Source organism: Streptomyces sp. NBC_01335, assembly GCF_035953295.1.
In the GTDB taxonomy this organism is placed as follows: domain Bacteria; phylum Actinomycetota; class Actinomycetes; order Streptomycetales; family Streptomycetaceae; genus Streptomyces.
Window position 1 is genome coordinate 4,582,500 of record NZ_CP108370.1, and the last position, 24,351, is coordinate 4,606,850.

Here is a 24,351-nt window from a genome sequence, read left to right on the forward strand (position 1 = left end):
ACACGCCCCGGCCTTCGGCTTTCCGGTGTCACCGCCGCCCGCCCCGCTGGAGCCCGCCCATGACCGCTGGAGCCCGCCCATGACCGCCACCGCACCGCCCACCCCGCCGCCGGCCACCCCGGCCCCGGCCGGACCGCCACCCGCCACCGCGTCCGTGACGGCGGTCGTGGGACTCCTCGTGTTCTTCGAGGCGACCAGCGGCTTCCTCCAGGTCGGGCTGTCCCCGCTGCTGCCCGACCTCGCCGACCACCTCTCCATCGGTTCGGCTTCCCTCAACTGGGTGGTCTCCGTGCAGCTGTTGGCGGCGGCGGTGTGCGTCCCGCTGTTCGGGCGGCTCGGTGATCTGTACGGCCACCGCCGGATGCTCCGGATCGCGCTCGCGCTGATCGCCGTCGGCACGCTGACCGTCGCCCTCGCGCCCGACTACCCGGTGCTGCTGGCCGGCCGGGTGCTCCAGGGGCCGATCGCGGCGCTGCTGCCACTGGAGATCGCCCTCGTACGGGACCGGCTGCCGGTCGCCGAAGCGCGCCGGGCCATCGCCCGGCTCGTCGGGGCGCTGACGCTCGGCGCCATGGCGGGCGGGGTGGTGATGGGGCTGGTGGACTCCGCGTTCGGCTCCCTGCGGCTGACCCTGCTGGTCCCGGCCGTCCTCGCGGCGGCCTGCGTGCCGGTCTCCTTCGTCGCCGTACCGGAGTCCCGGAACAGGGCGGGCGGGCGCGTCGACCGGGCCGGGGTGGTACTCCTCGGCGCCGCGATGATCGCCCTGCTCGCCGGGGTGTCCGGCGCGGAGGACGGCTCCTGGGGCTCGGTGCGCGTACTCGGCCCGGTGCTGCTGGGGCTCGCGCTGCTCGCCCTGTGGGTGCGGGTCGAACTGCGCAGCGGCGAACCGCTCGTGGACGTACGGGCGTTGGCGGCGCGGACCTCCGCACCCTTCTACTGCGCCGCCTTCCTCTTCGGAGTCTTCTACTTCGGCAGCCAGACCCCCAACTCCACCTTCTACGCGGCCGATCCGGCGACCGACGGTTACGGGTTCGGGCTCGGCGCCCTCGCCATCTCGCTGGTGTCGCTGCCCGGAGCGGTCGGCAGCGTCGTCGGCTCCCTCTCCACGGCCGCGCTGGCGAAGCGGATCGGCTACCGGCCGACGCTGATGGCCGCCTTCGGCCTGGTCGCGCTCACCTTCACCCAATTCGCCTTCTTCCACGACCGGATGTGGCAGATGGCGACCGGCTCGGCCTTCCTCGGCCTCGGTGTCGGGCTGGCGCTGGGCGCCATGCCCACCGTCATCGTGGAGGCGGGCGAGCCCGCCCGTACGGGGATCGCCGCCGCCCTCTACAACAACGTGAAGACACTCGGCGGAGCCGTGGCGGGCGGGGTGTTCGCCTCTCTGCTCGGCGCGTTCCGCTCGGACCTCACCGGCGAGCCGGGCGAGGGCGGCTACACGGCGGTGTGGCTGGTCGGCGCGGCGGCGGCCCTCGCGGCGGTCGCGATGAGCGCGCTGTCGCGGCGTCGGGAGGGGTGAGGCGCGCTGTCGTGACGGCGGGGCGGGTGAGGCCCGCAGTCGTGGCGGAGGGGCGGGTGAGCCGCACCCTCGTGGCGCCGGGGCGGGCGAGCGCCCGGGTCAGTCCGTCTCGGGGAGTGCCGTCCCGGGGGCCAGCCGGCGGGCCAGCTCCACGATGTACGCCCGCGTCTCCGCGTCGCCGGCCCCCTCCCCGCCGTCGACGCTCCCCATGATCAGGCGGGCGAGCTGCGGGAACGCCGAGGGCAGTACCGCGATGCCCAGCACCGCGAGGAACGTGGCGGCGGCCCGGGTGTCCGGGGCCGTACCGAGGGTGCGGGCGAGCGAGCCCACCATGCCGGCGTACCGGGCGCGGCGCTCCCCGCCGGCGGGCAGTGCCCCCGAGTCGTGGTGCAGCGCCTCCCACATCATCAGGCGCAGCAGCTCCGGGTTGGCGCGGTGCAGGTCGTGGACGCGCCCGGCGTAGGCGCCGAGGTCGCCGGCCGGCGGGCCGAGCAGCGCCGCGTGCTCCTCGACCGCCTCGGCGACGACGGCGGCGAAGAGCTTCTCCTTGCTGCCGAAGTACCCGTAGATCCGCTCCTTGTTGGCACCCGCCGCCCGGGCGATGCGGTCGACCCGGGCGCCGCCCATGCCGTGCGCGGCGAATTCGGTACGGGCTGCCGCCAGGAGCCGGGCGCGGGTTCCCACAAGCTGATCGGGTGAGGACATGGCACAACCCTACATGGCCAACCATCCAGTTGGTTGGGTACGGTTCCGGGCATTGCCGCAGACCGCTGGGAAAGGCGAACCACTCATGGGCGCGACATCCGCCGAGACCGATGCAGTGACCTCCTCCGCGAATTCCTCCGTGACCTCCTCCGCGACTTCCTTCGAGACCGGCACCTCGGCCTCCTCCTCCGCGACCCGCCCGGCCGCCGGACGGCCCCTTCCCGAGGTGCTGGTGACCGGGCTCGGGGCCACCACCCCGCTGGGCGGCAGCCTCCCCGAGACCTGGTCGGCGCTGCTGGCGGGGAGGAACGGCGTCGGGGTCCTGGACGAGCCCTGGGCCGAGCCGCTGCCCGCCCGGCTGGCCGCCAGGATGCGGGCGGACCCGGCGGGTGCCCTGGAACGCACTCTGGCCCGCCGCCTGGACCGGTGCGAGCAGGCGGCCCTGGTCAGCGCCCGGGAGGCGTGGGCCGACGCGGGGCGGCCGGAGACCGATCCGGAGCGGGTGGCCGTGGTCATCGGTACGGGCGTGGGCGGGGTGCTCTCGCTGCTCGGCCAGGACGACGTGCTGGAGAGCGCGGGGCCCCGGAAGGTCTCCCCGCACACCGTGCCGATGCTGATGCCCAACGGGCCCGCCGCCTGGGTGAGCATCGACCTCGGCGCGCGGGGCGGCGCCCACGCCCCGGTCAGCGCCTGCGCGTCAGGCGCCGAGGCTCTCGCCTACGGCCTCGACCTGATCCGGCTCGGCCGGGCCGACGTGGTGGTGGCGGGCGGCGCGGAGGCGTGTCTGCACGCGCTGCCGCTGGCCGGGTTCGCCCGGATGATGGCGCTCTCCACGGCCAACGACGACCCGGAGCGGGCCTCCCGCCCCTTCGACGCGGCCCGCAACGGCTTCGTACTGGGGGAGGGCGCCGCCGCCCTCGTCCTGGAGCGCGCCGAACACGCCCGCGCGCGGGGCGTCCGGCCCCACGCGGTCCTCGCCGGGGCCTCGGTCACCTCCAGCGCCGGGCACATCACCGCCTCCGACCCGGACGGCCAGGTGCGTTCCATGCGCAGGGCCTACCGGGAGGCGGGGCTCGCCCGCGCGGACGTCGGCCTCGTCCACGCGCACGCCACCTCCACCCCGCAGGGCGACCTCGCCGAGGCGCTCGCGGTCCGCGAGGCGCTGGGCGGCCACCCGGCGGTCACCGCCACCAAGTCGATGACGGGCCATCTCCTCGGCGCCTCGGGCGCGTTGGGTGCGGCCGTCGCGGTGCTCTCGCTGCGCGACGGGATCACCCCGGCGATCAGGAACCTCGACGTCCGCGACCCGGCCGTGGACCTGGACCTGGTGACCGGGGAGCCCCGCAAGGGGAGTTGGGGCGCGGCGCTCGCCAACTCCTTCGGTTTCGGCGGGCACAACGTCTCGCTCGCCTTCACGGAGGCGTGAGAGGCCGCCGACGAGGCGCCCGTGATCCGGCCAGGACCGGCGCGGCCCAGCCGGACACCACCTGGGCGGTGTCCTAACGCACCGACCGCAGCGCCCGGAGCGTGGGCGTCCCGCCCCGCTCGGGCCGCCGCTCGGGGGTGTCCCGTACGGGTCCCTCGCCGCCGCCCGTACCGCCGCTCCCGTTCCCGCGTTCCTGCCCACGCTCGCGTACCAGCCCCGGCAGCGCGGTCAGCTCGGTGAGCGCGTCCACGCGCCAGTCCGCCGACTCCACCACGTCCGGGTGATCCGCCCACCAGTGCCCGAACGGGCCCCGCCGCAGGTGGGCGGTGCGCAGACCGGCGGCCTTCGCCGGGAAGAGGTCCTCGGCCGGGTGGTCGCCGACGTACACCGTGGTGCGCGGTTCGGCGTCCGACGCCTTGAGCACCCGGGCGAAGAACTCCGGGTCCGGCTTGGCCACGCCCCACTCCGCCGAGGTGACGACGAGGTCCGCGGGGAGGTCCAGGGCCCGCAACTGCTCGGTGGCGCGCGCCGACCGGTGCCCCGCCACCACCACCCGGAACCCGAGCGAGCGGAGTCCGGCGAGCGCCGGGCGCACGTCCGGGTAGAGGTCCCGTTCGCCGAGGTGCACGCCGCGGCCCGCCGCCTCGCGGGCGAGCTCCGCCTCCGCCACGTCCATGCCGGGGCGGAGCAGCGCCAGCGCGTCCGTGGCGCATCCGCCCCCGACGACGGCGGCGCCGACCAGAGCGCTCACCGTGTGCGCGGGCACACCCAGCCAATCGGCCCAGGACGCCCAGTGGCGGTCGTCGCGTACGAGGGTCTCACCGATGTCGAACACGATCGTTTCCATCACCGTGCCGACCCTACGGGGCGGACCCCGCCGCACCGCCGACATCCGCGCCCGGGCGCGCGGCGCGGGTTCCGGGGCGCGGGTTCCACGGGGTGCGGTGGTGGTGTGCGCGACCCTGCGGTGATGGTGTGCGCGACCCTGCGGTGGTGGTGTGCGCGAACGTGCGGCGAGGTGTGCGTGACCGTGCGCGTGACCGGCCGACCCGGGCGCCGGCGCCGCTCGTATGCTCGGTCCATGACCGATCCTCAGAGCGGACGCCCCACGACCAACGCCATGCGGCGCGCACTCAAACGGGCACGTGACGGTGTGGCCCTCGACGCGACCGAGGCCGCCGTACTCCTCCAGGCGCGCGGTGACGACCTGACGGACCTCGCCGCGTCCGCCGCCCGGGTACGCGACGCGGGCCTGGAAGCGGCGGGCCGGCAGGGCGTCATCACGTACTCCCGCAAGGTGTTCATCCCGCTCACCCGCCTCTGCCGCGACATCTGTCACTACTGCACCTTCGTCACCGTCCCCGGCAAGCTCCGCCGCGAGGGCCACGGGATGTTCCTCTCGCCCGACGAGGTCCTCGACATCGCACGCAAGGGCGCGGCGCTCGGCTGCAAGGAAGCGCTCTTCACCCTCGGCGACCGCCCCGAGGACCGCTGGCCCGAGGCGCGGGAGTGGCTGGAGGCCGAGGGGTACGACGACACCCTGGCGTACGTACGCGCCATGGCGATCCGGGTCCTGGAGGAGACGGGCCTGCTCCCGCACCTCAACCCCGGGGTGCTCGGCTGGACCGATCTCCAGCGGCTCAAGCCGGTCGCCCCGTCGATGGGGATGATGCTGGAGACCACCGCGACCCGCCTCTGGTCCGAGAAGGGCGGCCCGCACCACGGCTCCCCGGACAAGGAACCGGCCGTCCGGCTGCGCGTCCTGGAGGACGCCGGCCGCTCCAACGTCCCCTTCACCACCGGCATCCTGATCGGCATCGGCGAGAACTACGAGGAGCGCGCCGACTCCCTCTTCGAGATCCGCCGCACCGCCCGCGCCTACCACGGCATCCAGGAAGTCATCATCCAGAACTTCCGCGCCAAGCCGGACACCGCGATGCGCGCGATGCCCGACGCGGAGCTGGAGGAGCTGGCCGCGACGATCGCGGTGGCCCGGCACATCCTCGGCCCCGCGGCCCGTATCCAGGCCCCGCCGAACCTGGTGGACTCCGAGTACGCCCTGATCGTCGGGGCGGGCATCGACGACTGGGGCGGGGTCTCGCCGCTCACCCCCGACCACGTGAACCCCGAGCGCCCCTGGCCGCACATCGACGAACTCGCCGCCCGCACCGCCGAGTCCGGGTTCGCGTTGCGCGAACGCCTCACCATCTACCCGGAGTTCATCCAGCGCGGCGAACCGTGGCTCGACCCCCGGCTGCTCCCGCACGTGCGCGCGCTCGCCGACCCCGAGACCGGCATGGCGAAGGAGGGTGCGATCCCGGTCGGCCTGCCCTGGCAGGAACCGGACGAGGAGTTCGGCGCGAGTGGCCGCACCGACCTGCACCGCACCATCGACACCGAGGGCCGCACCGGCGACCGCCGCGAGGACTTCGACGAGGTGTACGGGGACTGGGAGGCGCTCCGCGAGGCCGCCGCCCCCGGCATGGTTCCGTCCCGCATCGACGGGGACGTGCGGGAGGCGCTGAGCCAGGCCGCCGACGACCCGACGAAGCTCACCGACGCCCAGGCCCTCGCCCTCTTCCACGCGGACGGCCCGGCGCTCGACGAGCTCTGCCGGATCGCGGACACGCTGCGCCGCGACACGGTCGGCGACGAGGTCACCTACATCGTCACCCGGAACATCAACTTCACCAACGTCTGCTACACCGGCTGCCGTTTCTGCGCCTTCGCGCAGCGCCGCACCGACGCCGACGCGTACACCCTCTCCCTCGACCAGGTCGCCGACCGGGCCGCCCAGGCGTGGGACGTCGGCGCGGTGGAGGTCTGCATGCAGGGCGGCATCCACCCGGACCTGCCCGGCACCGCCTACTTCGACATCGCGCGGGCCGTGAAGGAACGCGTCCCCGGCATGCACGTCCACGCCTTCTCCCCGATGGAGGTCGTCAACGGGGCCACCCGCACCGGGCTTTCGATCCGGGACTGGCTGATCGCCGCGAAGGAGGCCGGACTCGACTCCATCCCCGGCACGGCGGCGGAGATCCTGGACGACGAGGTCCGCTGGGTCCTCACCAAGGGCAAACTGCCCACCGCCACCTGGCTGGAGGTCGTGAAGACCGCCCACGAGGTCGGCCTGCGTTCCTCGTCCACCATGATGTACGGGCACGTCGACCAGCCCCGCCACTGGCTGGGCCACCTCCGTACCCTCGCCCGGCTCCAGCAGGAGACGGGCGGGTTCACCGAGTTCGTGACCCTCCCGTTCATCCACACCAACGCCCCGGTCTACCTCGCCGGCATCGCCCGCCCCGGCCCCACCGACCGCGACAACCGCGCCGTCACCGCCATGGCCCGGCTGCTGCTCCACCCGCACATCACCAACATCCAGACCAGCTGGGTGAAGCTCGGCACCGAGGGCGCCGCGGAGATGCTCCGCTCGGGCGCCAACGACCTCGGCGGGACCCTGATGGAGGAGACCATCTCGCGTATGGCCGGGTCGAGTTACGGCTCGTACCGCTCCATCCAGGACCTGGTCGCCATCGCCGAACTCGCGGGCCGCCCGGCGAAGCCGCGCACCACCCTGTACGGCGAGGTCCCCGCGGAACGCGTCGCCGCGGCGACCGCCTCGGACGGCCACCTGCCGGAGCTGCTGCCGGTCCTGCCGGGCTGATCCGGCACGCGCCGCCGCACCCCGTACCCCCTTCGCTCGCGCGGCGGGGTGCGAGGGCGCGGGGGTACGGGGGTGCGGGGGTACGGGGGTACGGGGGTGCGGGGGTTGCGTGCGCGCCGTGCCGCGCCTTCGGTCAGCCGCTCTCCGTCAGGGCCGCGTGCGCGGCGGCGAGGATCTCCTCGGAGAGCGGGGAGCCCTTGGTGGCCCGTGACAGCACCAGCGCGCCGAACAGCGTGCAGAGGCGGGCGACGCCGTCCTGGTCGTCGGTGGCGAGGAAGCCGGCGAAGTCGGCCACCCCCTCGGTGTAGACGCGCCGGGCCTCACGCCCGCCGCCGTCCCGGGCGACGTCGGTGGCGAGCCCGGCGACCGGGCAGCCGCCCGCCGGGTCGTCGCGGTGGTCGACGGAGAGGTAGGTGTCGATCAGCGCCCGCTGGGTGGCGTCACGCTGCCCGTCGTGCTGTTCGAGCCCGGCGGCGTGGTGCCCGGCGAGTCGGGTGAAGGCGTGGGCGGTGGCCTCGTCGACGAGCGCCTCCTTGGAGGCGAACTGCTTGTAGAACGCGCCGTGGGTCAGGCCGGCCGCCTTCATCAGGTCGGCGACGCTGACCTGCGTTCCCTGCTCCCGGAAGAGCCGGGAGGCGGTGTCCACCACCCGGCTGCGGTTCTCCTCCGCCTGTGCCTGCGACACACGGCCCATGACTGCCTCCCTTTTGGATGTCGACTGGCATCTATCGTAGAACGGTGTTTAGATTATGGGAATAATCTAATCGGAGTGGGTGGCCGGAGGGCGCCCGCGAGGGCCGGGAGCAGACACATGGAACTCAAGAACGCGGTCGCGGTCGTCACCGGCGCCAACCGGGGCCTCGGGCGGCACCTGGCCGCCCAGCTCGTGGAGCGCGGCGCGAAGGTGTACGCGGCGGCCCGGCGGCCCGAGCTGATCGACCTGCCCGGCGTCACCCCCCTGCGGCTGGACGTCACGGACCACGCGTCGGTCGAGGAAGCCGCCCGTATCGCGTCCGACGCGACGCTGCTGATCAACAACGCGGGCGTCCTCACCGGCGCGGCGCTGATCGGCGGCGACCTGGACGAGGTGCGCCGGGAGATGGAGACCAACTTCTTCGGCCCGCTCGCCACGACCCGGGCCTTCGCCCCGGTCATCGAGGGCAACGGCGGCGGCGCCGTGCTCAACGTCCTGTCCGTCCTGTCCTGGATGCACCCCGGCGGAGTCGGCTCCTACGCCGCCTCCAAGGCCGCCGCCTGGGCGCTGACCGGTGCGACCCGCGACGAGCTCGCGCCGCGCGGCATCGCCGTCTCGGCGCTGCACGTGGGCTACATGGACACCGACATGGCCGCCGCCGTCCCCGCCGACCGGAAGACCGCCGCCGCGGACGTCGCGGCCCAGGCCCTGCACGGCATCGAGACGGGCCTGCCCGAGATCGTCGCCGACGAGGTGACCCGGCAGGTCAAGCAGAGCCTGGCCGTATCGCCGCAGCCGAGCGCCGTCTGAGGCGCTCCCGCCCCGTACCGCCTCACCCGCGCGGCGCCGCCGTCCCCGTACCCCCTTCGCTCGCGCGGTGGGGGTACGGGGACGGCGGCGGGCTCAGGCGTGCGCGACGGGCTGTGATGCCGGTGCCGACTCCGATGCCGACTCCGATGCCCCCGTCGCGCCCAGTGCCTTGCCCAGCCGCAGCAGCCCCTCGCGGATCTCGTCCGGGGTGTGGGTGGTGAAGGACATCCGCAGCGCGGCCGGGTCGGGGGTCCCGGCGTAGAAGGGGGCGCCGGGGACATACGCCACCTCGTGGGCGATCGCCTTCGGCAGCAGGGCGGTCGCGTCGTGGCCGTCGGGCAGCCGGACCCAGACGAACATCCCGCCGTCCGGCCGGTTCCAGGTGCTGCCTTGCGGGAGGGCGGCCGGCAGGCCGTCGAGCAGGGCGTTCCGGCGCTCGCGGTACGCGGCACGGACCCGGCCCACGTGGGCGTCGAGGTCGGAGACCTCCAGGTAGCGGGCGGCGGCCGCCTGGTCCACGGCGGAGCAGTGCAGGTCGGCGGCCTGCTTGACGATCACGCAGGCCCGGCGCAGCGCGGCGGGCGCACGGAGATGGCCGAGGCGCATGCCGGGGGACATCACCTTGGAGAAGGTGCCGAGCAGGACCGTGCGGTCGGCGGCGGCGTCCAGCGAGGAGATCCACGGCAGGTGCTCGCCCTCGTAACGCAGCTCGCCGTACGGGTCGTCCTCGACGATCCACAGGCCGAGCCGCTGCGCCACCTCGGCGACGGCCTGCCGGCGGGCGAGCGGGAGGGTGCGCCCGGTCGGGTTCTGGAAGGTGGGGATGGTGTAGAGCAGCTTGGGCCGTTCCCGTTCGACGAGTTCCGCGAGCGCCACCGGGTCGATGCCCTCGTCGTCGCACGGCACCGGCAGGACCCGTGCCCCCGCGAAGGCGAAGCACTGCAACGCCGCGAGGTACGTGGGGTCTTCGACGAGGACGGTGTCGCCGGGCTCCAGCAGGGCCGTGGTGATCATGGTCAGCGCCTGCTGCGACCCGGTGGTCACCAACAGGTCCTCCGCCCGGGTCGGCAGCCCCCGCGCGGAGTACCGGGCGGCGACGGCCGCCCGCAGCCCCGGATCGCCGTCCGTCACCGAGTACTGGAGGACCCGCGCCGCGTCCTCGGCCAGCACGTGGTCGTAGGCCGCCCGGATCTCCCCCGCGTCGAACAGCTCGGGCGCGGGAAGCCCGCCCGCGAACGAGATGACCTCCGGCCGCGCGGTCAGCGCGAGGATCTCGCGTACGGGCGAGGCGCCGACCGAGGCGGCGCGTGCGGCGAGGGCGGGGGTGGCGGCTCGGGTCGTCATGGGGGGCAGCCTACGAACAACTGCGGTGTCCCTGAAAGGCTTTGTGCAGCGGTTCCCGAGCAGTGGGACGGTGGACGCGGGTGTGCCGAACGAGGACGTGCGGGGCCTCCTGCTGGGCGTCCTCGGGCTGCTGGGCGTCCTCGGGCCGGCCGCTTGCCCCGGGCGGCCGGCGACCGGTGGTCCACGTCGATTCGGCCGCGCCGTTCACCGGCTCTCCCCGCCCGTCCCCGCCCGTCCCCGGGCCCACACTCCGCCCTCCCGCCCGTCGGCTTCGTTCCTGTCGCAGGCATTGGCTTTGAACTCCGCCAGGGGAGAGGTGAAGCTGATCGTTTCGCCGGGTTTCGTGACGGACGCGCGGAGGACCGATCCCGGGGCGAGCCGGTCCCGGTCGGCCACGGTGAAAGAGGCGCCGGCCGCCGACCAGGAGTTGTCCTCGGTCCAGCCGTACAGGATGTAGGTGGTCCCGGCGGCCAGCGGTTCGAGAGGTGTCGTCGCGGTCCAGCCGGGGGAGGGCGAGTCGAGCGACCAGGTGGTGAGTCCTGCCTCGAGCGGGGTGTCGGCGGTCCATGAACCGACCGTCCTGCTCCCGCCCGAGTCGTCGGAGTCGCCGGAGACCGTCTCCGTGTGCGTGTAGAGGGTCGCGCCGTCGATGTGGTGGCCGCAGACCATGATGGCGCCGAGCAGATGGCCGTCCCTGCTCATGGAGATACCGGCGACGGCATCGATGGGCACGGTGCACCCCGAGGTCGCCGCCAGGGCCGCGGTGGCCGCCAAGGCACCGGCACCACGCCGGATCGCGGACCAGGACATGGTCGTACGCATGGAACTCCCCCCGTCCAGGGCCGCGCGCGTACCGCTTCCCCCTGTACGCCGACGTTAGGCACGAGCCGCGACGGGCTGCGGCGACTCCACCCATCCGTTGCGCCCTCGTTGTGGCCCTGTGGCCCGGCGGCCTCCGAAGGACCGCCTGCCGCTCGCCGACGCCTGCCGGGAGACCGGCACGGTCGCCGTGGTGGGCGCCGCGTTCCACGAGGCGGGGGAGTTGTACGTATCCGCGCCGGTCATCGGGGCGGACGGGGAGATGGTCACTCGTTACGACAAGCAGCACCTCTTCACGACCGAGCGCGAGGTCTACCGGCCGGGTGTGTGGGCCCCGGACGGGCGGCTGCTGACCGAAGCCGGGCCGGACCGGCGCGAGGTGGTCACCGCCCACCTCGACCCGGCCGCCCTGACCGCCGCCCGCGAGGCGGAGGCGATGCCGGGCGACCTGGGCCGGGTCGTGGCGGGCGGGCGGTCTCAGGCCGTTTCCGGCTGACCGGTCCCGCCCCGGGCGATACGGGTGGCGAAGAAGGCGAAGGCCAGCGACAGAGCGGCCTGTACGGCCACGGCGACGGCGAAACCGCGGGGCAGCCCGGCGGCGGCGGAACCGTCCGCCGTCGCGTCGGCCACGGCGTGGAAGAGGCCGCCCAGGAGTGCGACGCCCAGGCCGAGGCCGAGCTGCTGCAGGGTGGTGAAGAGCCCGCCGGCGACGCCCGCCGCCCAGGTCGGGGTGCGGGAGAGGACCGTGCGCAGGACCGGCCCGTACATCAGGGCCTGGGTGACGCCGAGCGCGATCAGGAGCGGCTGCAGGGCCGCCGGGGTGTGGCCGTGGGTGCCGTTCACGGCGACGGCGAGGCCCACGAGCACCGCCGTCTGCCCGATGGCCGCACCCGTCATCGTCCAGCGTCCGGTGCGGCGTTCCACGGCCGGCAGGGCGAGGGCGGTGACGATGAACCCCGCGCCGAACCCGAGCAGCAGGACGACGGTGTGCCAGGCGTCCACGCCGAACGCGCCCTGGGCGAGCGCCGAGAACTCGTACAGGAAGGCGCCGTACCCGGTGAAGAACAGCAGCGACATGATCAGGCCCTGCCGCACGGCCGGGGTGCGCAGCACGCTCGGCGGGACGACGGGCAGCTCGCCGCGGCGTTCGGCGGCGCGCTGCGAGCGGGCGAAGGCGGTGAGCACCGCACCGGCCGCGGCCAGCATCGCGAGAACCGGGGCCGGGCCGCCCGCGGAGGTGCCGAGGGTCAGGGGCACCACGACGAGGAGCAGGCCCGCGCCGAGGAGGGCGGCGCCGCGCAGGTCGAGCGTGAGCGGTGCCGTCGAGCGTGACTCGGGCACGGTGCGCAGGGCGAGCAGCGCGGCCGCGCCGATCGCCCCGGTGAGTATCTGTACGAGCCGCCAGCCCCAGTGGTCACCGGCGGCCTGGGACACGGCGCCCGCGAGGAGTTGCCCGGCGACGGTCGCGATGCCGCCGACGGCGGCGAAGAGCGTGACGCCCAGCGCCCGCAGCTTCGCGGGCGCCGTGGACTGGATGGTGGAGAGGACCTGGGGGGTGAACAGGCCGGCGGCCACGCCGAGCACGGCGCGCAGTACGACGAGGGTGACCAGGTTCGGCGCGAGGGCGGCGAGCACGGAGGCCACGCCGAACGCGCCGACCCCGGCCGCGAGCAGCCGCCGCCGTCCGAACCGGTCGCCCAGGCGCCCCGCGACGACGAGGGTCGCGGCGAACGCCGTGGTGTACGCGGAGAGCACGAGCTGCCCGCCCGACGCCGTCACGCCGAGGTCCCCGGTGATCGCGGGTTCGAGCAGGTTGACCGAGCCGAACGTCATGTTCACGGGCAGGAAGGCCACGAGCAGGGCGGCGAGTCCGGCGCCGGTGAGGGCACGCGCCGGGGGCGGTGCCACGGCGTGCGGGGCGGGCCCGAGGGCGGTGGTGGTGACGGGGACGGCTCGTGCGGTGTGCGGGGCAGGGGCCGGGGCGGACGGTGCGGTCGTGAGGGTCATGACCAGACTGTGCGCCTCGCGCCATCCTGGTACCAGGAGCCTGCTTATCGGGGTACCACTACTACCTGGATCCACCGGCCCCGAGGCCCGACACTGGGGTGGTGACCTCATCGACGCCCGACCGCGACGCCCTCGGCGCCTTCCTGCGTGCCCGCCGTGCCCGTGTCACCCCCGGTGACGTGGGCCTGCCCGCGAGCGGCCGGCGCCGCACGCCCGGTCTGCGGCGCGAGGAGGTCGCGCAGCTCGCCGGTGTGGGGGTCACCTGGTACACGTGGCTGGAGCAGGGGAGGGCCAAGAACGCCTCCGACCAGGTCCTGGAGGCGGTGGCGCGCGTCCTGCGCCTGGACGCCGCCGAGCACCGGCACCTGATGGTGCTCGCGGGCCGGGGCACGGACACCGAGCCGGGCCCGCCCATGGACCTGCGCCCCGAACACACCGCCGTCCTGGCGAAGTTGCTGCCGTATCCGGCCGCCGTGCAGACCGACTGCTACGACCTGGTCGCGGCCAACCGCACCTACCGGTACCTCTTCGCCGACCTCGACGCGTACCCGGTCGAGGAACGCAACTGCGCGTGGCTGATGTTCACCGAGCCGAGCTGGCGCAACAGCCTGGTCGACGAGGAGACCGTCCTCCGCGACATGACCGCGAGGCTCCGCGCCCGCCAGCCGGAACACCGCGACGACGCCCGCTGGAACGCGCTGATCACCCGGCTGCGCCAGGAGTCGCCGGACTTCGTGCGGCACTGGGAGTCGTACGAAGTCGGCGCCGACCGGAACCAGTTGCGCCACTACCGGTCCCCGCGCGTCGGCGCCCTCGACGTCCAGTTCCAGAGCCTGTGGCTGGACCGGGGGCGGGGCGAGCGGATCATCGTCATGACGCCCGACGACGCCGCCACCGCCCAGCGCCTGGAACGCCTCGACTCGCTGGTCGGCGCCGCGCCGGCGTGGACCTCCCTCGGGGACGGCGCCGCTGCGGGCGGGTCGGTCGCGGGGGCCTGAGGGGGTGCCGTCCGGGTTGCCCCGGCCGACCGACGACCGGGGCGCCGAACGGGACTGCGACACCCGACGGGAGCCCGGCCTCCAGGGCCGGGACTACGCGACGGCGTCCCCGGCGGACGACGGCGGGGACTGCTCCTTCGCCGTGGCGATCACCTCGTCCAACACCTCGCGGGAACGCAGCAGTTCGGTGATCTTCCGGTCGATCCGCTCGCGCTCCACGCCGAGGTCGCTGACCAGGCGGGGCGTGGCGACGGCGGACGGCCCGCCGTCCGAGTCCCGTACGCAGGGCAGGAGTTCGTAGATCTTCGAGCTGCACAGCCCGGCCGCGTAGAACTCCTGGATGCGGATGACCCGGTCGACCGCGCCTTCGGGGTACTCGCGGTGCCCGCCGAGTGTACGGTCCGAGGCCAGCAGGCCCTGCTGCTCGTAGTAGCGCAGGGAACGCTCGCTCACGCCCGTACGCCGGGCCAGTTCACCGATCCGCATCTCTTCCGCCCCTCCCGCCGACCCGGAATCCGGGCTTGAACCTGACACCAGTGTCAATTCCTACCCTCCCGGCATGACGAACGCACCCGCTTCCGCCCAGCCGTCCGCACCCGGTTCCCCGCTGGGGGCCGGACCCGCCTCCCGTACGGTCTTCGACCCCGCCGACCTCGGCACGCTCCGCCTGCCGAACCGTCTCGTGATGGCCCCGCTGACCCGTAATCGCGCCACCGCCGACGGCGTCCCCACCCCGCTGATGGCCACCTACTACGCCCAGCGCGCCACGGCCGGCCTGATCATCGCCGAGGCGTCCACCCCGAACGCGGTCGGGCAGACGTACCCCAACATCACCGCCATCCACCGCCCCGACCACGTCGCCGGATGGCGCCTGGTCACCGACGCGGTACGCGCGGCGGGCGGGCAGATGTTCCTCCAGCTCCAGCACGGCGGACGCGTCGGCCACCCCGACACCAGCGGCTTCACCCCGGTCGCCCCCTCGCCGGTGGCGCTCCCCGAGACCCTCCACACGCCCGCCGGGAAGCAACAGGCCCCCGTTCCGCGCGAGATGAGCATCCAGGACATCGAGGACCACGTCGCCGACTTCGCCTCCGCCGCGCGCCGCGCCGTGGAGGCGGGCTTCGAAGGGGTCGAAGTGCACAGCGCCAACGGGCACTTGCTGCACCAGTTCCTGTCGCAGAACACCAACCGCCGCACCGACGCCTACGGAGGACCGGTCGGCAACCGCGTCCGGTTCGTCGCCGAGGTGGTCCGGGCCGTCGCCGAGGAGATCGGCCCCGAACGGGTCGGGCTGCGGGTCTCGCCCGGCAACACGGTCAACAGCATCGAGGAGGGCGACACCGAGGAGATCTACCCCGCCCTCGTCGCCGCCCTGGCGGGCAGCGGGATCGCCTACCTGCACATCGGGTACGCGGACCCCGACCGGCCCGTCTTCCAGCGCATCCGCAAGGACTGGCCCGGCACCCTGATCGCCAACCCGGTGCTCCCGGAGGACCGCATCCCCGAGGACGGCGGCCTCGCCGCGAGCGAACGCCTCCTCGCCGCCGGGGCCGACCTCATCGCCCTCGGCCGCCCCTTCCTCGCCAACCCGGACCTGGTCCACCGGCTGCGTACCGGGGCACCGGTCAACCAGGTGCGGGACGCGTACATGATGTACGTCGGCGGGGCGACGGGTTACACGGACTACCCGGCTCTGCCGACCGGCGGATGAGTACCGACAGCAGGGAGCGTCCTTTCCGATGCCCGCAGATCCCGTACGTCCCGTAGATCTCGAAGATCCTGTACGTCCCTCAGATCCCGTACGTCCCGAGCGCGCCGGGGCCGCGTCCGCGTCCGCGTCGGCTGCGGACGTGGACGGTCCGGCGTTCGACCTCCCCCTCGTCAAAGCGGTGTTCAGGGACGTCACCCCGCTGAACGTCTCCCGGTCGGCGGCTCGGGCTGCCGCGTCGGCGACGCGGACCGTACTGACGGGCCTCATCGACGGGGCGCTCCGTGCGGCGGCGGAGGGGGCCCGGAAGAAGCTGCTTCCCCAGGACCTCGTGACCGCCATCGACCGGGACGTCGAGCTGGAGGTGGGAGTCGGCTGGTACCAGCACAGTCCTACGTTCAAGGGGCTGACCGGCGTCGTGTGCGACGCGGAGGGCGTCCCCGTGCAGGCACCCGGGGGCAGCGGGTCCGGCAAGCCGAGCGCCGTGGCGGGCGCCCACAGGTTCGAGGCCGGGATCAGGAAGCTGCTGCGCGAACGGGGCGCGGCAGCCGTCCAGGCGATGGTCCGCGATCTGGACGGGATAGCGAGCGCATTCCTGACGGACCTCGCCCGGGACGCGGCCATGGTCGTCCGGGAAGGCGGGATCAAACGGTTCGGCACGGTCGCGCTGACGACGCCGGGCGAACCGTCCGACCCGCGCTCGTCCATCTCGGAGTCCGTGACGGAGTCGGTGCCGGAGACGGAGACGGTGACGGAGTCGGTGCCGGAGACCGTGCCGGAGACGGTGCCGGAGTTCGTCCGGGCCCTGTCCACCCGGACGGGAGACGGGCGGACCATCGGCAGGAACGATGTCCTGGCCGCTGTCATGATCCAGTTGTTCGGCGAAGTCAGGCAGCGGGCCCTTGCCGCGGCGCTGGAAGCGACAGGGCCCGGTTCGGACGGCTGAACGGGGGCGGACGGCTCAGTAGTAGCCCTTGGTGCCGTCGAGCAGCTCCCGGACGATGTCCGCGTGCCCCGCGTGGCGTCCGGTCTCCTCGACCAGGTGGATCAGCATCCAGCGGAGGTTGGCGCCGCCGGAGTAGAAGCCGGTGTGCAGGCCGACGTCGTCCAGGGAGGCCGCGGCGACGATCTCATTGCTGCGCGCGCACTGGGCCTCGTACTCCGCGAGGAGTTCTGCCAGGGGGCGGCCGTCGGTGACCCAGTCGACGGCCTCGCTCGACTCGTCGAACGCCGGGTTCTGCTTCTCGTCACCGCCGAGGAACAGCACCTCCAGCCACATGTGCTCGGTCCAGCGCATGTGGGAGATGAGACCGGCCATCGTCATGAGCGGTGAGGTCGGGACGACGGAACGGTGCGCGTCCTCCTCGCTGATCCCCTCGCACTTCCAGCGCAGGATCTGCCGCTGGAGGTCCAACCAGCCGATGATCGCTGTGCGTTCGTCCGCCTGAAGCGGGGGGCGTTGCAGTTCCGTGGACATGGAGGGGCACACTACCGGGGAGGCTGGGACGCGCAACCGGATTACGGATCGCGGGGCGCGCACGCGGTGACGTCCCGAGCGGTCTGCCCTGATTCGTGGGGAGCTCTCAAGCCCCTCGGGCAAGCCTCAGCCCCGAGCCGGTCCATGACCCGGGGCCGCAGGCGGAGAGACGAGTACGAGGCCATGTCCTGCGCCCCAGTGCCTCATCGTCGGACAGCGAAGGCGACGAACTCGGTCCATGCGGTGGTGCTGATGAGGAGCGCGGGCCCGGTGGGGTTCTTGCTGTCACGTACGGGGACGAGGCCGGGGAATCCGTCTCCGACTTCGAGGCAGTTGTTGTCACCGCCGTCGCTGTAGGTGGACTTGCGCCACTGTGCGCTGGAGATCTCTGCGATACGGCTCACTGTCGGTGCTCCTCCAGGACGCCCCTGATGAACGCGGTGGAATCGGACGGGGGCAACGCCAGATCCCGCAGGCGATCGTAGGACAGGCGGTAGCGCATCACGGACACCGAATCCTCCATCAGTTCGGCGCACCCATTGCCTTCGGTGTAGACAACGGCACTGCCGTCTTCCTGCCAGAGAAGTGTCAGCGAGCCGTCCATCAAGTGGTGTGCACCTGCGGCAAAGGGCAAGACCTGAAGGGTCATCGACGGCAAGTCGGCCAGCTCGATGAGCTGAAGAAGCTGCTCTTGCCAGTCCTTGGTATCTGGGACGGATCGCCTGAGTGCGTACTCGTCCATGATGATCCGGACTGATGGGCCCGGGGTGCGGTGGAGCAGTTGTTGGCGTCCCATCCGCGCTACCACCTGCTCTTCCACCAGGTCGGTCTCGGCGTCCGCTTCCTGGGAACCGGAGAGGACGGAGCGGCAGACGGCTTCGGTCTGCAGCAGACCCGGAATCCCGAGGGTGAACTTGTGCATGATCCGAGCCGTCGGCTCCAGTCGCATGAACTCCTTGTACTTGTCCTTGAAGACTTCCCTCCGGGCGACCTTCCATAATCCCTGGAGCAGCTCCCCGCTCTCGTAGTACCGGTCCAGGTCCGCCATCACCTCCAGCTTCGACAGCCGTTGGCCGACCTCCAGTCTGTACAGGTAGCTCTTGTCGTAGCGGGTCTCCTCGGCGAGTTGGCCGAGGGATTTCCCCGCCTTCTCCCGGAGGTAGCGCAGCGTCCGTCCGAGCGCGGCGCGTCCCGACTCCTCGTCCACGTCGGCCGGTTCGGTCATCGTGGGCCTCCCGTTGTCCTGTGTGCGGGCAATCGTGTGCTGCTTCCGAGCGTAGGGCGTGGCGGTGATCATCGAGTCACGATCGGTGAGCATCACTCGATGGAAGTCACCCCGAGTCACTACGTCTGCGAGGCACATGTCATGGCCGATTCCCAGTTCCGTCTGCTGCCCTGGAACTCACCCGAGGGCAGGCGGTGTTACCTCAGCACCGACGACCCCGACAGCCGGATGTCGCGGCTGGCCGACGAGGTGGAGGCCGATCTCGTCGCGTGCGGGGAGGACGTGCTCGCCGGGGCGCGGGAGGTGCTGGCCGACGAGGTGGCCGGGGAGGCGGCCGTGCGGTTCGCGCTCAAGGCGACCGCCGACGCGTTGCGGGACGCGCTGCTGGTGGCGGAGTGCCGGGAGGGCCGGCCGCCGTTCGCGTGGATCGTCGGCGGGGTGAGTCCGGGGCCCCGGCGGTACGGCTCCCGGCGGCCGGAGGCGGAGGAGCCCTCGGAGGAACCCGAGGGCGAGCTCAAGGAGGGACCCGAGGAGGGGCCTGCGGAGGGCGGGTCCGAAGAACCTGGCGAGAACCCGGCCCGGTGATCCGTCCGTCCGGGAAAACCCTGATGAATGCCGTTCAAAAGTGATCTCCAGAGCTACTCCGTACATTCCGTTCCAGCCCTGAATCAGTCGTTCCCGTTCTATTACAGTGCTGGCGGAGCCGTACCGACGGTAGGGGGACTGGCCGGATGACCATCGGGACCACAGCTGTCTGGGGCCGTGTGGAGCAGCAGGACTTCCGCAGCCGGGTACGGGGGGCGCTGCTGGGCGCGGCGCTCGGGGACGCCCTCGGGGCCGGGGTCACTCCGTTGACGCTGGAGGAGATCCGGGAGGCCCACGGGGTGGGTGGTGTCGCGGACTTCGTGCCGGTGGACGGGCGGCGGGGCGGGGTCACGGCCGTCACCCAGCTGACCCTGTTCACCGTGGACGGGCTGATACGGGCCCAGGTGCGGCGCGACACCGGGGCCTGGCACCCGCCGACCGACGTGTACCGGGCCCATCTGCGGTGGGCGGCGACGCAGCGGGACTGGGGGCCGGACGAGCGGCGCGAGGGGGACGGCTGGCTCGCGCGCGAGGAGTGGCTGTACGCCCGTCGCGCGCCCGCACGGGCGTGTCTGCACGGCTTCGGCGACACCACGATGGGCACCCTGGAGCGCCCCAGGAACCCGGAGGCGCGGGATTCCGCCGCGCTGACCCGGTCCGCGCCGTTCGGGCTGCTCGTGGGGTGGGAGCCGCAGTTGGTGTGCCAGCTCGCCGTGGAGTGCGCGGCGCAGAGCCATGGGCACTCGACGGCCCAACTGGCCGCCGGGGCCTTCGCGGTGGTGATGCACGGGCTGGCCCGGCGGGACACCCTGGACGGTTCGGTGCAGCGGGCGCTGGCGCTGCTCGCGGAACGCCCGGGCCACGAGCCCGTCACCGAGGCGTTGCGCAGGTCCCTCGGAGCCGTACGACAGGGAATTCCGGGGCCCGCGCTGATCGAGTCGCTGGGTTCGGAGGACTCGGCGGAGGAGGTGCTCGCGGTGGGGCTGTACTGCGCGCTCGTCGGCGAGGACGTGCGCCACGGGCTCCGGCTGGCCGTGAACCACGGGGGTCCGTCCTCGCCCACCGCGGCGGTCTGCGGGGCCCTGCTGGGCGCGCTGCACGGGGAGACGGCGCTGCCGCCGTCCTGGCTCGCCGAGATCGAGGGCCGGGCCACCCTCCTCGAACTGGCCGACGACTTCGCGATGGAGATGACGCAGGGCCCGGCCCTGCACAACGCCACTGCTGTCTCGCCTGGTTGGCTCGCCCGCTACCCGAGGGCGTGAAGCGGCGGTGCCGGTACCGGGCCGCGTCGGACCGTCAGTCGCCCCCGGGCCGCCCGTGGGTGCGCCCCGGCCGCAGCAGCACCGGCCGCAGCCTGCTGTATCCGCGCACCGATACGGGCCGCAGCGAACGGAGTTCGTACCCGGGCAGGCCCGAAAGCTCCCCGGCCAGTTCGGTGTTGACGAGCACGGTGTCGGGGCGGGCCACGGCGGTGAGCCGGGCGGCGATGTTCACGGCCGCGCCGTAGACGTCGCCGAAGCGGCTGAGTACGGCTCCGTGGGCGAGCCCGGTCCGTACCTGCGGCAGCCGGGATTCCGCACCGGCGCGGGCGGTGAGCTCCAGGGCGATGTCGGCGGCCTCGGACGCCGACTCGCAGACGAAGAGCACCTCGTCGCCGATGGTCTTGACGACCCGTCCCCGGCCCTCGGCGACCACGTCACCGGTGAGGCCCTCGAACAGGTCGAGTACGCGGACCAGTTCGGCGTTCCCGAGGCCGCGGGTCATCCGGGTGTAGCCGACCATGTCGGTGAAGCCCACCGCCCGGTCGCGGACGTCGGCGCCCTCGTGGTCCGGCAACGGCTCGTCCCGCCCGGGCCCGCCGGGCGCCTCCTGCGCCGCCTGCGTCGCCTCCTGCGCCTCGGCGAGGACGCGTTCCGCGTACGCCGCGAGGTGCCGGCGCCACACGTGCTGCTGCAACTGCTCCATCTCCGGCAGCAGCGCGGCGGCATGCACCATCAACGTGCCGCCGTCCAGAGTGAATTCCGACTCCCGGTTGATCCAGGACCAGAGCGTGTGCACCTCCCACTCGGCCAGCCGGGACAGGTGGTGGCCCAGGGCGCGGGCCATCATGATCTCGCTCTCCTCGGTGATGAGCCCGGCCGCGATGAGCCGTTCCCCCGCGCGGAGCGCCTCGACGTCGGCGTCGGTGAAGACCCTCGCGTCCTCCTCGACCATCGGGAAGCCGAGCGCCCGCCAGATCTGCGCGGTGCGCCCGGCCCCCACCCCGGACCGCTCGGCCATCTCCTGCCGCGTCCAGACGCGACCGCCGCCGAGCAGCACCTCCTCGATCGCGGGGGCGAGTTCGGCGATGCCGAAGAGCCCGGACGCCCCGTCCTCGGGGCTGCCGAGGTCCGCCGGGCTGTCGGTGCCTGCCGGGCTGTCGGCGTCCGTCGGGCCGTCGAGGGCTGACGGATCGGGTGCGTCGGCTCTCCCGGCCCTTCCGGCCGCGCTCACGTGGTGTGCACGATCAGCACGTCGAGTGGGGCCTTGCGGGCGATGTCGGCCGGTACGGAGCCGAGGATGCGTCCGGCGAGCGAGCGCAGCCCCCGGTTGCCGACGACCAGCAGATCGGCCGAGGTCTCCCGGGCCACCCGGGTGAGCGCGGCGACCGGCTCGTCCTCCACCGCGACCGTGCGCACCTCGTCCGCGCCCTGCGCCCGTGCCCGGTCCCTTGCGATCCGCAGGGTGGACTCGGCCGGCGCCGAGCCCACCACCTGGTACGCCTCCGCACCCAACTTGTCCTGAGCGGAGATGAGTTCATGCCCGCGCATCGGGACGTACGCGCACGCTATGACGAGTTCGGCCGCGCTGTCGGCGGCGAGCCGGGCCGCCCTCTCGACCGCCGCCAGCGACGACTCCGAACCGTCCGTACCGACCATGACCGTGCGGTAGGCGCCCACGCCAAACCCCTTACTCCGCAGTAAACTTACTGAAAAGTAAGGTAGAGCGGGGTGGGTCGGCGCGGCAAGGGGCGGGGAGTGGGCGGGACGGGTGACGTGCCGCACGTGCCGCACGTGGCGCTCGGTCGCCCTCGCCGCGGGGCCGCTCGTCGCGGCGCCCTCCTACGGTCGTGGCTGTGTGGGCAGGGTGAGGATTTCGGCCCCGTCGTCGGTGATGGCGATGGTGTGCTCGGTGTGCGCGGTCCGGCAGCCCGTCGCGCTGCGCAGCGTCCAGCCGTCGGCGTCGGTGACGAGGGTGGCGGTGTCGGCCATGATCCAGGGCTCCAGGGCGAGCAGCAGTCCGGGGCGCAGCTTGTATCCGCGGCCGGGCCGTCCGGTGTTCGCGACGTGGGGGTCCTGGTGCATGGTCGAGCCGATGCCGTGGCCGCCGAACTCGGTGTTGACCGGGTAGCCCGCCTCGCCGAGGACGGTGCCGATGGCGTGGGAGAGGTCGCCGACGCGCGCCCCGGGCCCCGCGGCGGCGATCCCGGCGGCGAGTGCGCGTTCGGTCGTCTCGATCATCGCGACGCTCTCCGCCGGCCTGGCCTTGCCCACCAGGAAGCTGATCGCGGCGTCCGCGGCCACCCCGCCCTTGGCCACGGCGAGGTCGAGGGTCAGCAGGTCCCCGTCCGCCAGCGTGTAGTCGTGCGGCCGCCCATGGAGCACCGCGTCGTTGACGGCCGTGCAGATGTAGTGCCCGAACGGGCCGCGTCCGAAGGAGGGCGCGTAGTCGACGTAGCAGGACTGCGCCCCCGCCTCGGTGATCATCTCCTTGGCCCACCGGTCGATGTCCAGCAGGTTCGTACCGACCGTGCTGCGCTGCTTCAGCGCGTGCAGGATGTTTCCGACCAGCGCGCCGGAGTCCTTCGCCCGTTCGAGCCGCGCGGAGTTCAGGATTTCGATCATGGGGGACCTCTCGCATGCGTCCAATAACTATACCGTTCTAACTTTACCGGTATAAGAATGGGGGTCATGGCCGGGTCATGGTCGGGTCATGCGGGGTGGGGCCGGGCTCCGTCCGGAGCCCGGCGGCCCGTCACCGGGGGGTGAAGTCGTGGCGCGGGGCCTGCGGCAGCGTGAACCACACGCGGGCCAGGTGGCGGGCGCGATCCGTCAGCACGGTGAAGGGAACGGGGCGCCCGCCCGCGTCCCGTACGGCCTGGTCCAGGTAGTCGCGCAGTTGCCAGACCTCCGCCGGGCCGGCCCCTTCGGTGACGCCGAGCATCCGCCGCACCCGCTCCGGCGTGACGCCCAGGTCCGCGGCGGCCTCCTCGACGGTGAGGCCCGACAGGGTCAGGTTGCTCCTCAACTCCTCGCTCGTGCGGCGGCGTTCGGCCTCGTCGAGAGACATGGTCCGACCTCGTTCCTTAGGTGCGCGGGTGGGGCGGGTCCGCTACCCGACGATGTCCCCCGGGCGCGTCGGGACCGCGTCCAGTGCCCCGAGGGCCGAGGCGTCGAGGGTGATCGCGCCGGCCGCCACGTTCGCCGCCAGGTGTCCGGCGTCGGCCGTGCCGGGGATGAGCAGCACGTTCGGGGCGTGGTGCAGCAGCCAGGCCAGGCCGACCTGGGCCGGGGTGCGGTCCAGCGACTCGGCGACGGCGAGGACGGCGGGCTCGTCGGTCACCTTCGGCATGCCGGGGAAGGCGCTGCCGAGCGGGAAGTACGGCACCCACGCGATGTCTTCGGCGACGCAGAGCCGGAGCATCTCCTCGTCGTCGCGGGCGACCAGGCTGTACGCGTTCTGCACGCAGTCCAGGCCCACCGGGAGCGCGCGGCGCAGCTCCGCCATGCCGACGTGGCTGATGCCGATCGACTCGATCTTGCCCTCGTCGCGCAGTGCGGTCATGGTGGCGAGCTGGTCGTCGATGTCGACGATCTGATCGCCCTCGGCCATCAGCCCGGGGCCGCGTTCGGCGCGGCGCAGATTGACCAGCGGAATCCGGTCGAGGCCGAGGCTCTTCAGGTTGTCCTCGACCGAGGCCCGCAGCTCCTCGGGCCGCTGGGCGAGGCGCAACGGGTGGGGGCCGCCGGAGTGGGGCGTCGCGCCGACCTTGCTGACGACGAGGACCCCGTCCTCGGGCCGGAGGGCCTCGCGGATCACGTCGTTGGCGAAGCCGTCCCCGTAGAACTGGGCGGTGTCGATGTGGTCGACGCCGAGCTCGACCGCCCGGCGCACGAGCGCGAGGGCGGCGGCGCGGTCGTCCCGGAGACGGGGGAGCTGCATGGCGCCGAAGCCGACGCGGGAGACGGTGCGGGCGCCGATCCGGCCCGCCCCTCCCGCTCGGAGGGCGCCGGTGGCCGTGGTGGTGGTGTCTGTGGTCGCCATGAGGTCATCCCTGTCTCGTGAGAGGATGAATAAACGGAGGAACCTCCGTTAAATCGACTGTAGCAC

At 73.2% G+C, this 24,351-nt stretch carries 25 protein-coding genes; 10 read left to right on the top strand and 15 right to left on the bottom strand.

Translation table 11 applies throughout. The features are described 5' to 3' along the window. The first annotated feature begins 79 nt into the window (after positions 1 to 79). A complete protein-coding gene (locus tag OG599_RS19755) occupies positions 80 to 1,519 on the top strand; it encodes an MFS transporter (protein ID WP_327177295.1) in 1,440 nt (479 codons plus the stop codon). A gap of 99 nt (positions 1,520 to 1,618) precedes the next feature. Here OG599_RS19755 and OG599_RS19760 read toward each other — a convergent pair whose 3' ends face one another. Beyond that, a complete protein-coding gene (locus tag OG599_RS19760; RefSeq protein ID WP_327177296.1) occupies positions 1,619 to 2,224 on the bottom strand; it encodes a TetR family transcriptional regulator in 606 nt (201 codons plus the stop codon). 85 nt (positions 2,225 to 2,309) lie between these two features. On the opposite strand from OG599_RS19760, the gene OG599_RS19765 reads away from it, so the two are divergent. Beyond that, on the top strand, positions 2,310 to 3,650 hold the full coding sequence (locus tag OG599_RS19765) for a beta-ketoacyl-[acyl-carrier-protein] synthase family protein (RefSeq protein WP_327177297.1): 1,341 nt from the start codon (positions 2,310 to 2,312) through the stop codon (positions 3,648 to 3,650). A 73-nt stretch (positions 3,651 to 3,723) separates the two neighbouring features. On the opposite strand, the gene OG599_RS19770 is transcribed toward OG599_RS19765, so the two are convergent. Continuing rightward, positions 3,724 to 4,497, bottom strand: a complete 774-nt coding sequence (locus OG599_RS19770) for an HAD family hydrolase (protein WP_327177298.1) — start codon at positions 4,495 to 4,497, stop codon at positions 3,724 to 3,726. Positions 4,498 to 4,731: 234 nt separating this feature from the next. Here OG599_RS19770 and OG599_RS19775 point away from each other — a divergent pair, with 234 nt between their 5' ends. Then, positions 4,732 to 7,314 (top strand): bifunctional FO biosynthesis protein CofGH, encoded by a 2,583-nt coding sequence (locus OG599_RS19775; RefSeq protein ID WP_327177299.1) that lies wholly within the window; start codon positions 4,732 to 4,734, stop codon positions 7,312 to 7,314. A gap of 133 nt (positions 7,315 to 7,447) precedes the next feature. Here the strand turns inward: OG599_RS19775 and OG599_RS19780 are convergent, their stop codons facing one another. Then, positions 7,448 to 8,008 (bottom strand): TetR/AcrR family transcriptional regulator, encoded by a 561-nt coding sequence (locus OG599_RS19780; protein ID WP_327177300.1) that lies wholly within the window; start codon positions 8,006 to 8,008, stop codon positions 7,448 to 7,450. 117 nt (positions 8,009 to 8,125) lie between these two features. Here OG599_RS19780 and OG599_RS19785 point away from each other — a divergent pair, with 117 nt between their 5' ends. Beyond that, a complete protein-coding gene (locus OG599_RS19785; RefSeq protein WP_327177301.1) occupies positions 8,126 to 8,818 on the top strand; it encodes an SDR family oxidoreductase in 693 nt (230 codons plus the stop codon). Between the two features lie 93 nt (positions 8,819 to 8,911). Here the strand turns inward: OG599_RS19785 and OG599_RS19790 are convergent, their stop codons facing one another. Further along, on the bottom strand, positions 8,912 to 10,162 hold the full coding sequence (locus tag OG599_RS19790; protein ID WP_327177302.1) for an aminotransferase-like domain-containing protein: 1,251 nt from the start codon (positions 10,160 to 10,162) through the stop codon (positions 8,912 to 8,914). 204 nt (positions 10,163 to 10,366) lie between these two features. After that, the gene (locus OG599_RS19795) at positions 10,367 to 10,984 is read right to left on the bottom strand and encodes a hypothetical protein (RefSeq protein ID WP_327177303.1); all 618 of its coding nucleotides are present in this window, start codon (positions 10,982 to 10,984) and stop codon (positions 10,367 to 10,369) included. A 118-nt stretch (positions 10,985 to 11,102) separates the two neighbouring features. Between OG599_RS19795 and OG599_RS19800 the strand changes: the two genes are divergently transcribed. Then, positions 11,103 to 11,477, top strand: coding sequence for a nitrilase-related carbon-nitrogen hydrolase (locus OG599_RS19800; protein WP_327177304.1), 375 nt, complete (start codon positions 11,103 to 11,105; stop codon positions 11,475 to 11,477). On the opposite strand, the gene OG599_RS19805 is transcribed toward OG599_RS19800, so the two are convergent. Beyond that, positions 11,459 to 12,988, bottom strand: a complete 1,530-nt coding sequence (locus OG599_RS19805) for an MFS transporter (RefSeq protein WP_327177305.1) — start codon at positions 12,986 to 12,988, stop codon at positions 11,459 to 11,461. The two genes, OG599_RS19800 and OG599_RS19805, sit on opposite strands and share 19 nt — an antisense overlap. Before the next feature lie 101 nt (positions 12,989 to 13,089). On the opposite strand from OG599_RS19805, the gene OG599_RS19810 reads away from it, so the two are divergent. After that, on the top strand, positions 13,090 to 13,986 hold the full coding sequence (locus OG599_RS19810) for a helix-turn-helix transcriptional regulator (protein ID WP_327177306.1): 897 nt from the start codon (positions 13,090 to 13,092) through the stop codon (positions 13,984 to 13,986). Positions 13,987 to 14,079: 93 nt separating this feature from the next. On the opposite strand, the gene OG599_RS19815 is transcribed toward OG599_RS19810, so the two are convergent. After that, a complete protein-coding gene (locus OG599_RS19815; protein WP_327177307.1) occupies positions 14,080 to 14,472 on the bottom strand; it encodes a MerR family transcriptional regulator in 393 nt (130 codons plus the stop codon). 73 nt (positions 14,473 to 14,545) lie between these two features. Between OG599_RS19815 and OG599_RS19820 the strand changes: the two genes are divergently transcribed. After that, positions 14,546 to 15,697, top strand: a complete 1,152-nt coding sequence (locus tag OG599_RS19820; protein WP_327177308.1) for an alkene reductase — start codon at positions 14,546 to 14,548, stop codon at positions 15,695 to 15,697. A 28-nt stretch (positions 15,698 to 15,725) separates the two neighbouring features. Continuing rightward, a complete protein-coding gene (locus OG599_RS19825) occupies positions 15,726 to 16,640 on the top strand; it encodes a hypothetical protein (RefSeq protein WP_442809466.1) in 915 nt (304 codons plus the stop codon). Positions 16,641 to 16,655: 15 nt separating this feature from the next. On the opposite strand, the gene OG599_RS19830 is transcribed toward OG599_RS19825, so the two are convergent. The 3 genes from OG599_RS19830 to OG599_RS19840 all read right to left on the bottom strand — a co-directional run bounded on the left by OG599_RS19830 (position 16,656) and on the right by OG599_RS19840 (position 18,396). Next, positions 16,656 to 17,171: a DinB family protein gene (locus OG599_RS19830; RefSeq protein WP_327177310.1), complete on the bottom strand. Its 516-nt coding sequence runs from the start codon at positions 17,169 to 17,171 to the stop codon at positions 16,656 to 16,658. Positions 17,172 to 17,374: 203 nt separating this feature from the next. After that, a complete protein-coding gene (locus tag OG599_RS19835; RefSeq protein WP_327177311.1) occupies positions 17,375 to 17,575 on the bottom strand; it encodes a DUF397 domain-containing protein in 201 nt (66 codons plus the stop codon). After that, on the bottom strand, positions 17,572 to 18,396 hold the full coding sequence (locus tag OG599_RS19840) for a helix-turn-helix domain-containing protein (RefSeq protein WP_327180104.1): 825 nt from the start codon (positions 18,394 to 18,396) through the stop codon (positions 17,572 to 17,574). The genes OG599_RS19835 and OG599_RS19840 overlap by 4 nt, the downstream gene beginning before the upstream one ends. Before the next feature lie 99 nt (positions 18,397 to 18,495). Between OG599_RS19840 and OG599_RS19845 the strand changes: the two genes are divergently transcribed. Both OG599_RS19845 and OG599_RS19850 read left to right on the top strand, forming a co-directional pair. Further along, a complete protein-coding gene (locus OG599_RS19845) occupies positions 18,496 to 18,981 on the top strand; it encodes a hypothetical protein (protein WP_327177312.1) in 486 nt (161 codons plus the stop codon). Positions 18,982 to 19,127: 146 nt separating this feature from the next. After that, positions 19,128 to 20,243, top strand: coding sequence for an ADP-ribosylglycohydrolase family protein (locus OG599_RS19850; RefSeq protein WP_327177313.1), 1,116 nt, complete (start codon positions 19,128 to 19,130; stop codon positions 20,241 to 20,243). A gap of 34 nt (positions 20,244 to 20,277) precedes the next feature. Here OG599_RS19850 and OG599_RS19855 read toward each other — a convergent pair whose 3' ends face one another. From OG599_RS19855 to OG599_RS19875, 5 genes are all read right to left on the bottom strand, one after another. Further along, complete coding sequence (locus tag OG599_RS19855) at positions 20,278 to 21,330, bottom strand: adenylate/guanylate cyclase domain-containing protein (RefSeq protein WP_327180105.1); 1,053 nt, start codon at positions 21,328 to 21,330, stop codon at positions 20,278 to 20,280. A gap of 140 nt (positions 21,331 to 21,470) precedes the next feature. Continuing rightward, positions 21,471 to 21,920, bottom strand: coding sequence for a universal stress protein (locus OG599_RS19860; protein WP_327177314.1), 450 nt, complete (start codon positions 21,918 to 21,920; stop codon positions 21,471 to 21,473). 162 nt (positions 21,921 to 22,082) lie between these two features. Next, positions 22,083 to 22,865 (bottom strand): type I methionyl aminopeptidase, encoded by a 783-nt coding sequence (map, locus tag OG599_RS19865; protein ID WP_327177315.1) that lies wholly within the window; start codon positions 22,863 to 22,865, stop codon positions 22,083 to 22,085. A gap of 130 nt (positions 22,866 to 22,995) precedes the next feature. Next, entirely contained in the window at positions 22,996 to 23,310 is a 315-nt protein-coding gene (locus OG599_RS19870; RefSeq protein ID WP_327177316.1) for a DUF2316 family protein, read from the bottom strand. Between the two features lie 42 nt (positions 23,311 to 23,352). Then, positions 23,353 to 24,285 carry an aldo/keto reductase gene (locus OG599_RS19875; protein ID WP_327177317.1) on the bottom strand — a complete coding sequence of 311 codons (933 nt, stop codon included), beginning with the start codon at positions 24,283 to 24,285 and terminating at the stop codon, positions 23,353 to 23,355. Positions 24,286 to 24,351 lie beyond the last annotated feature (66 nt).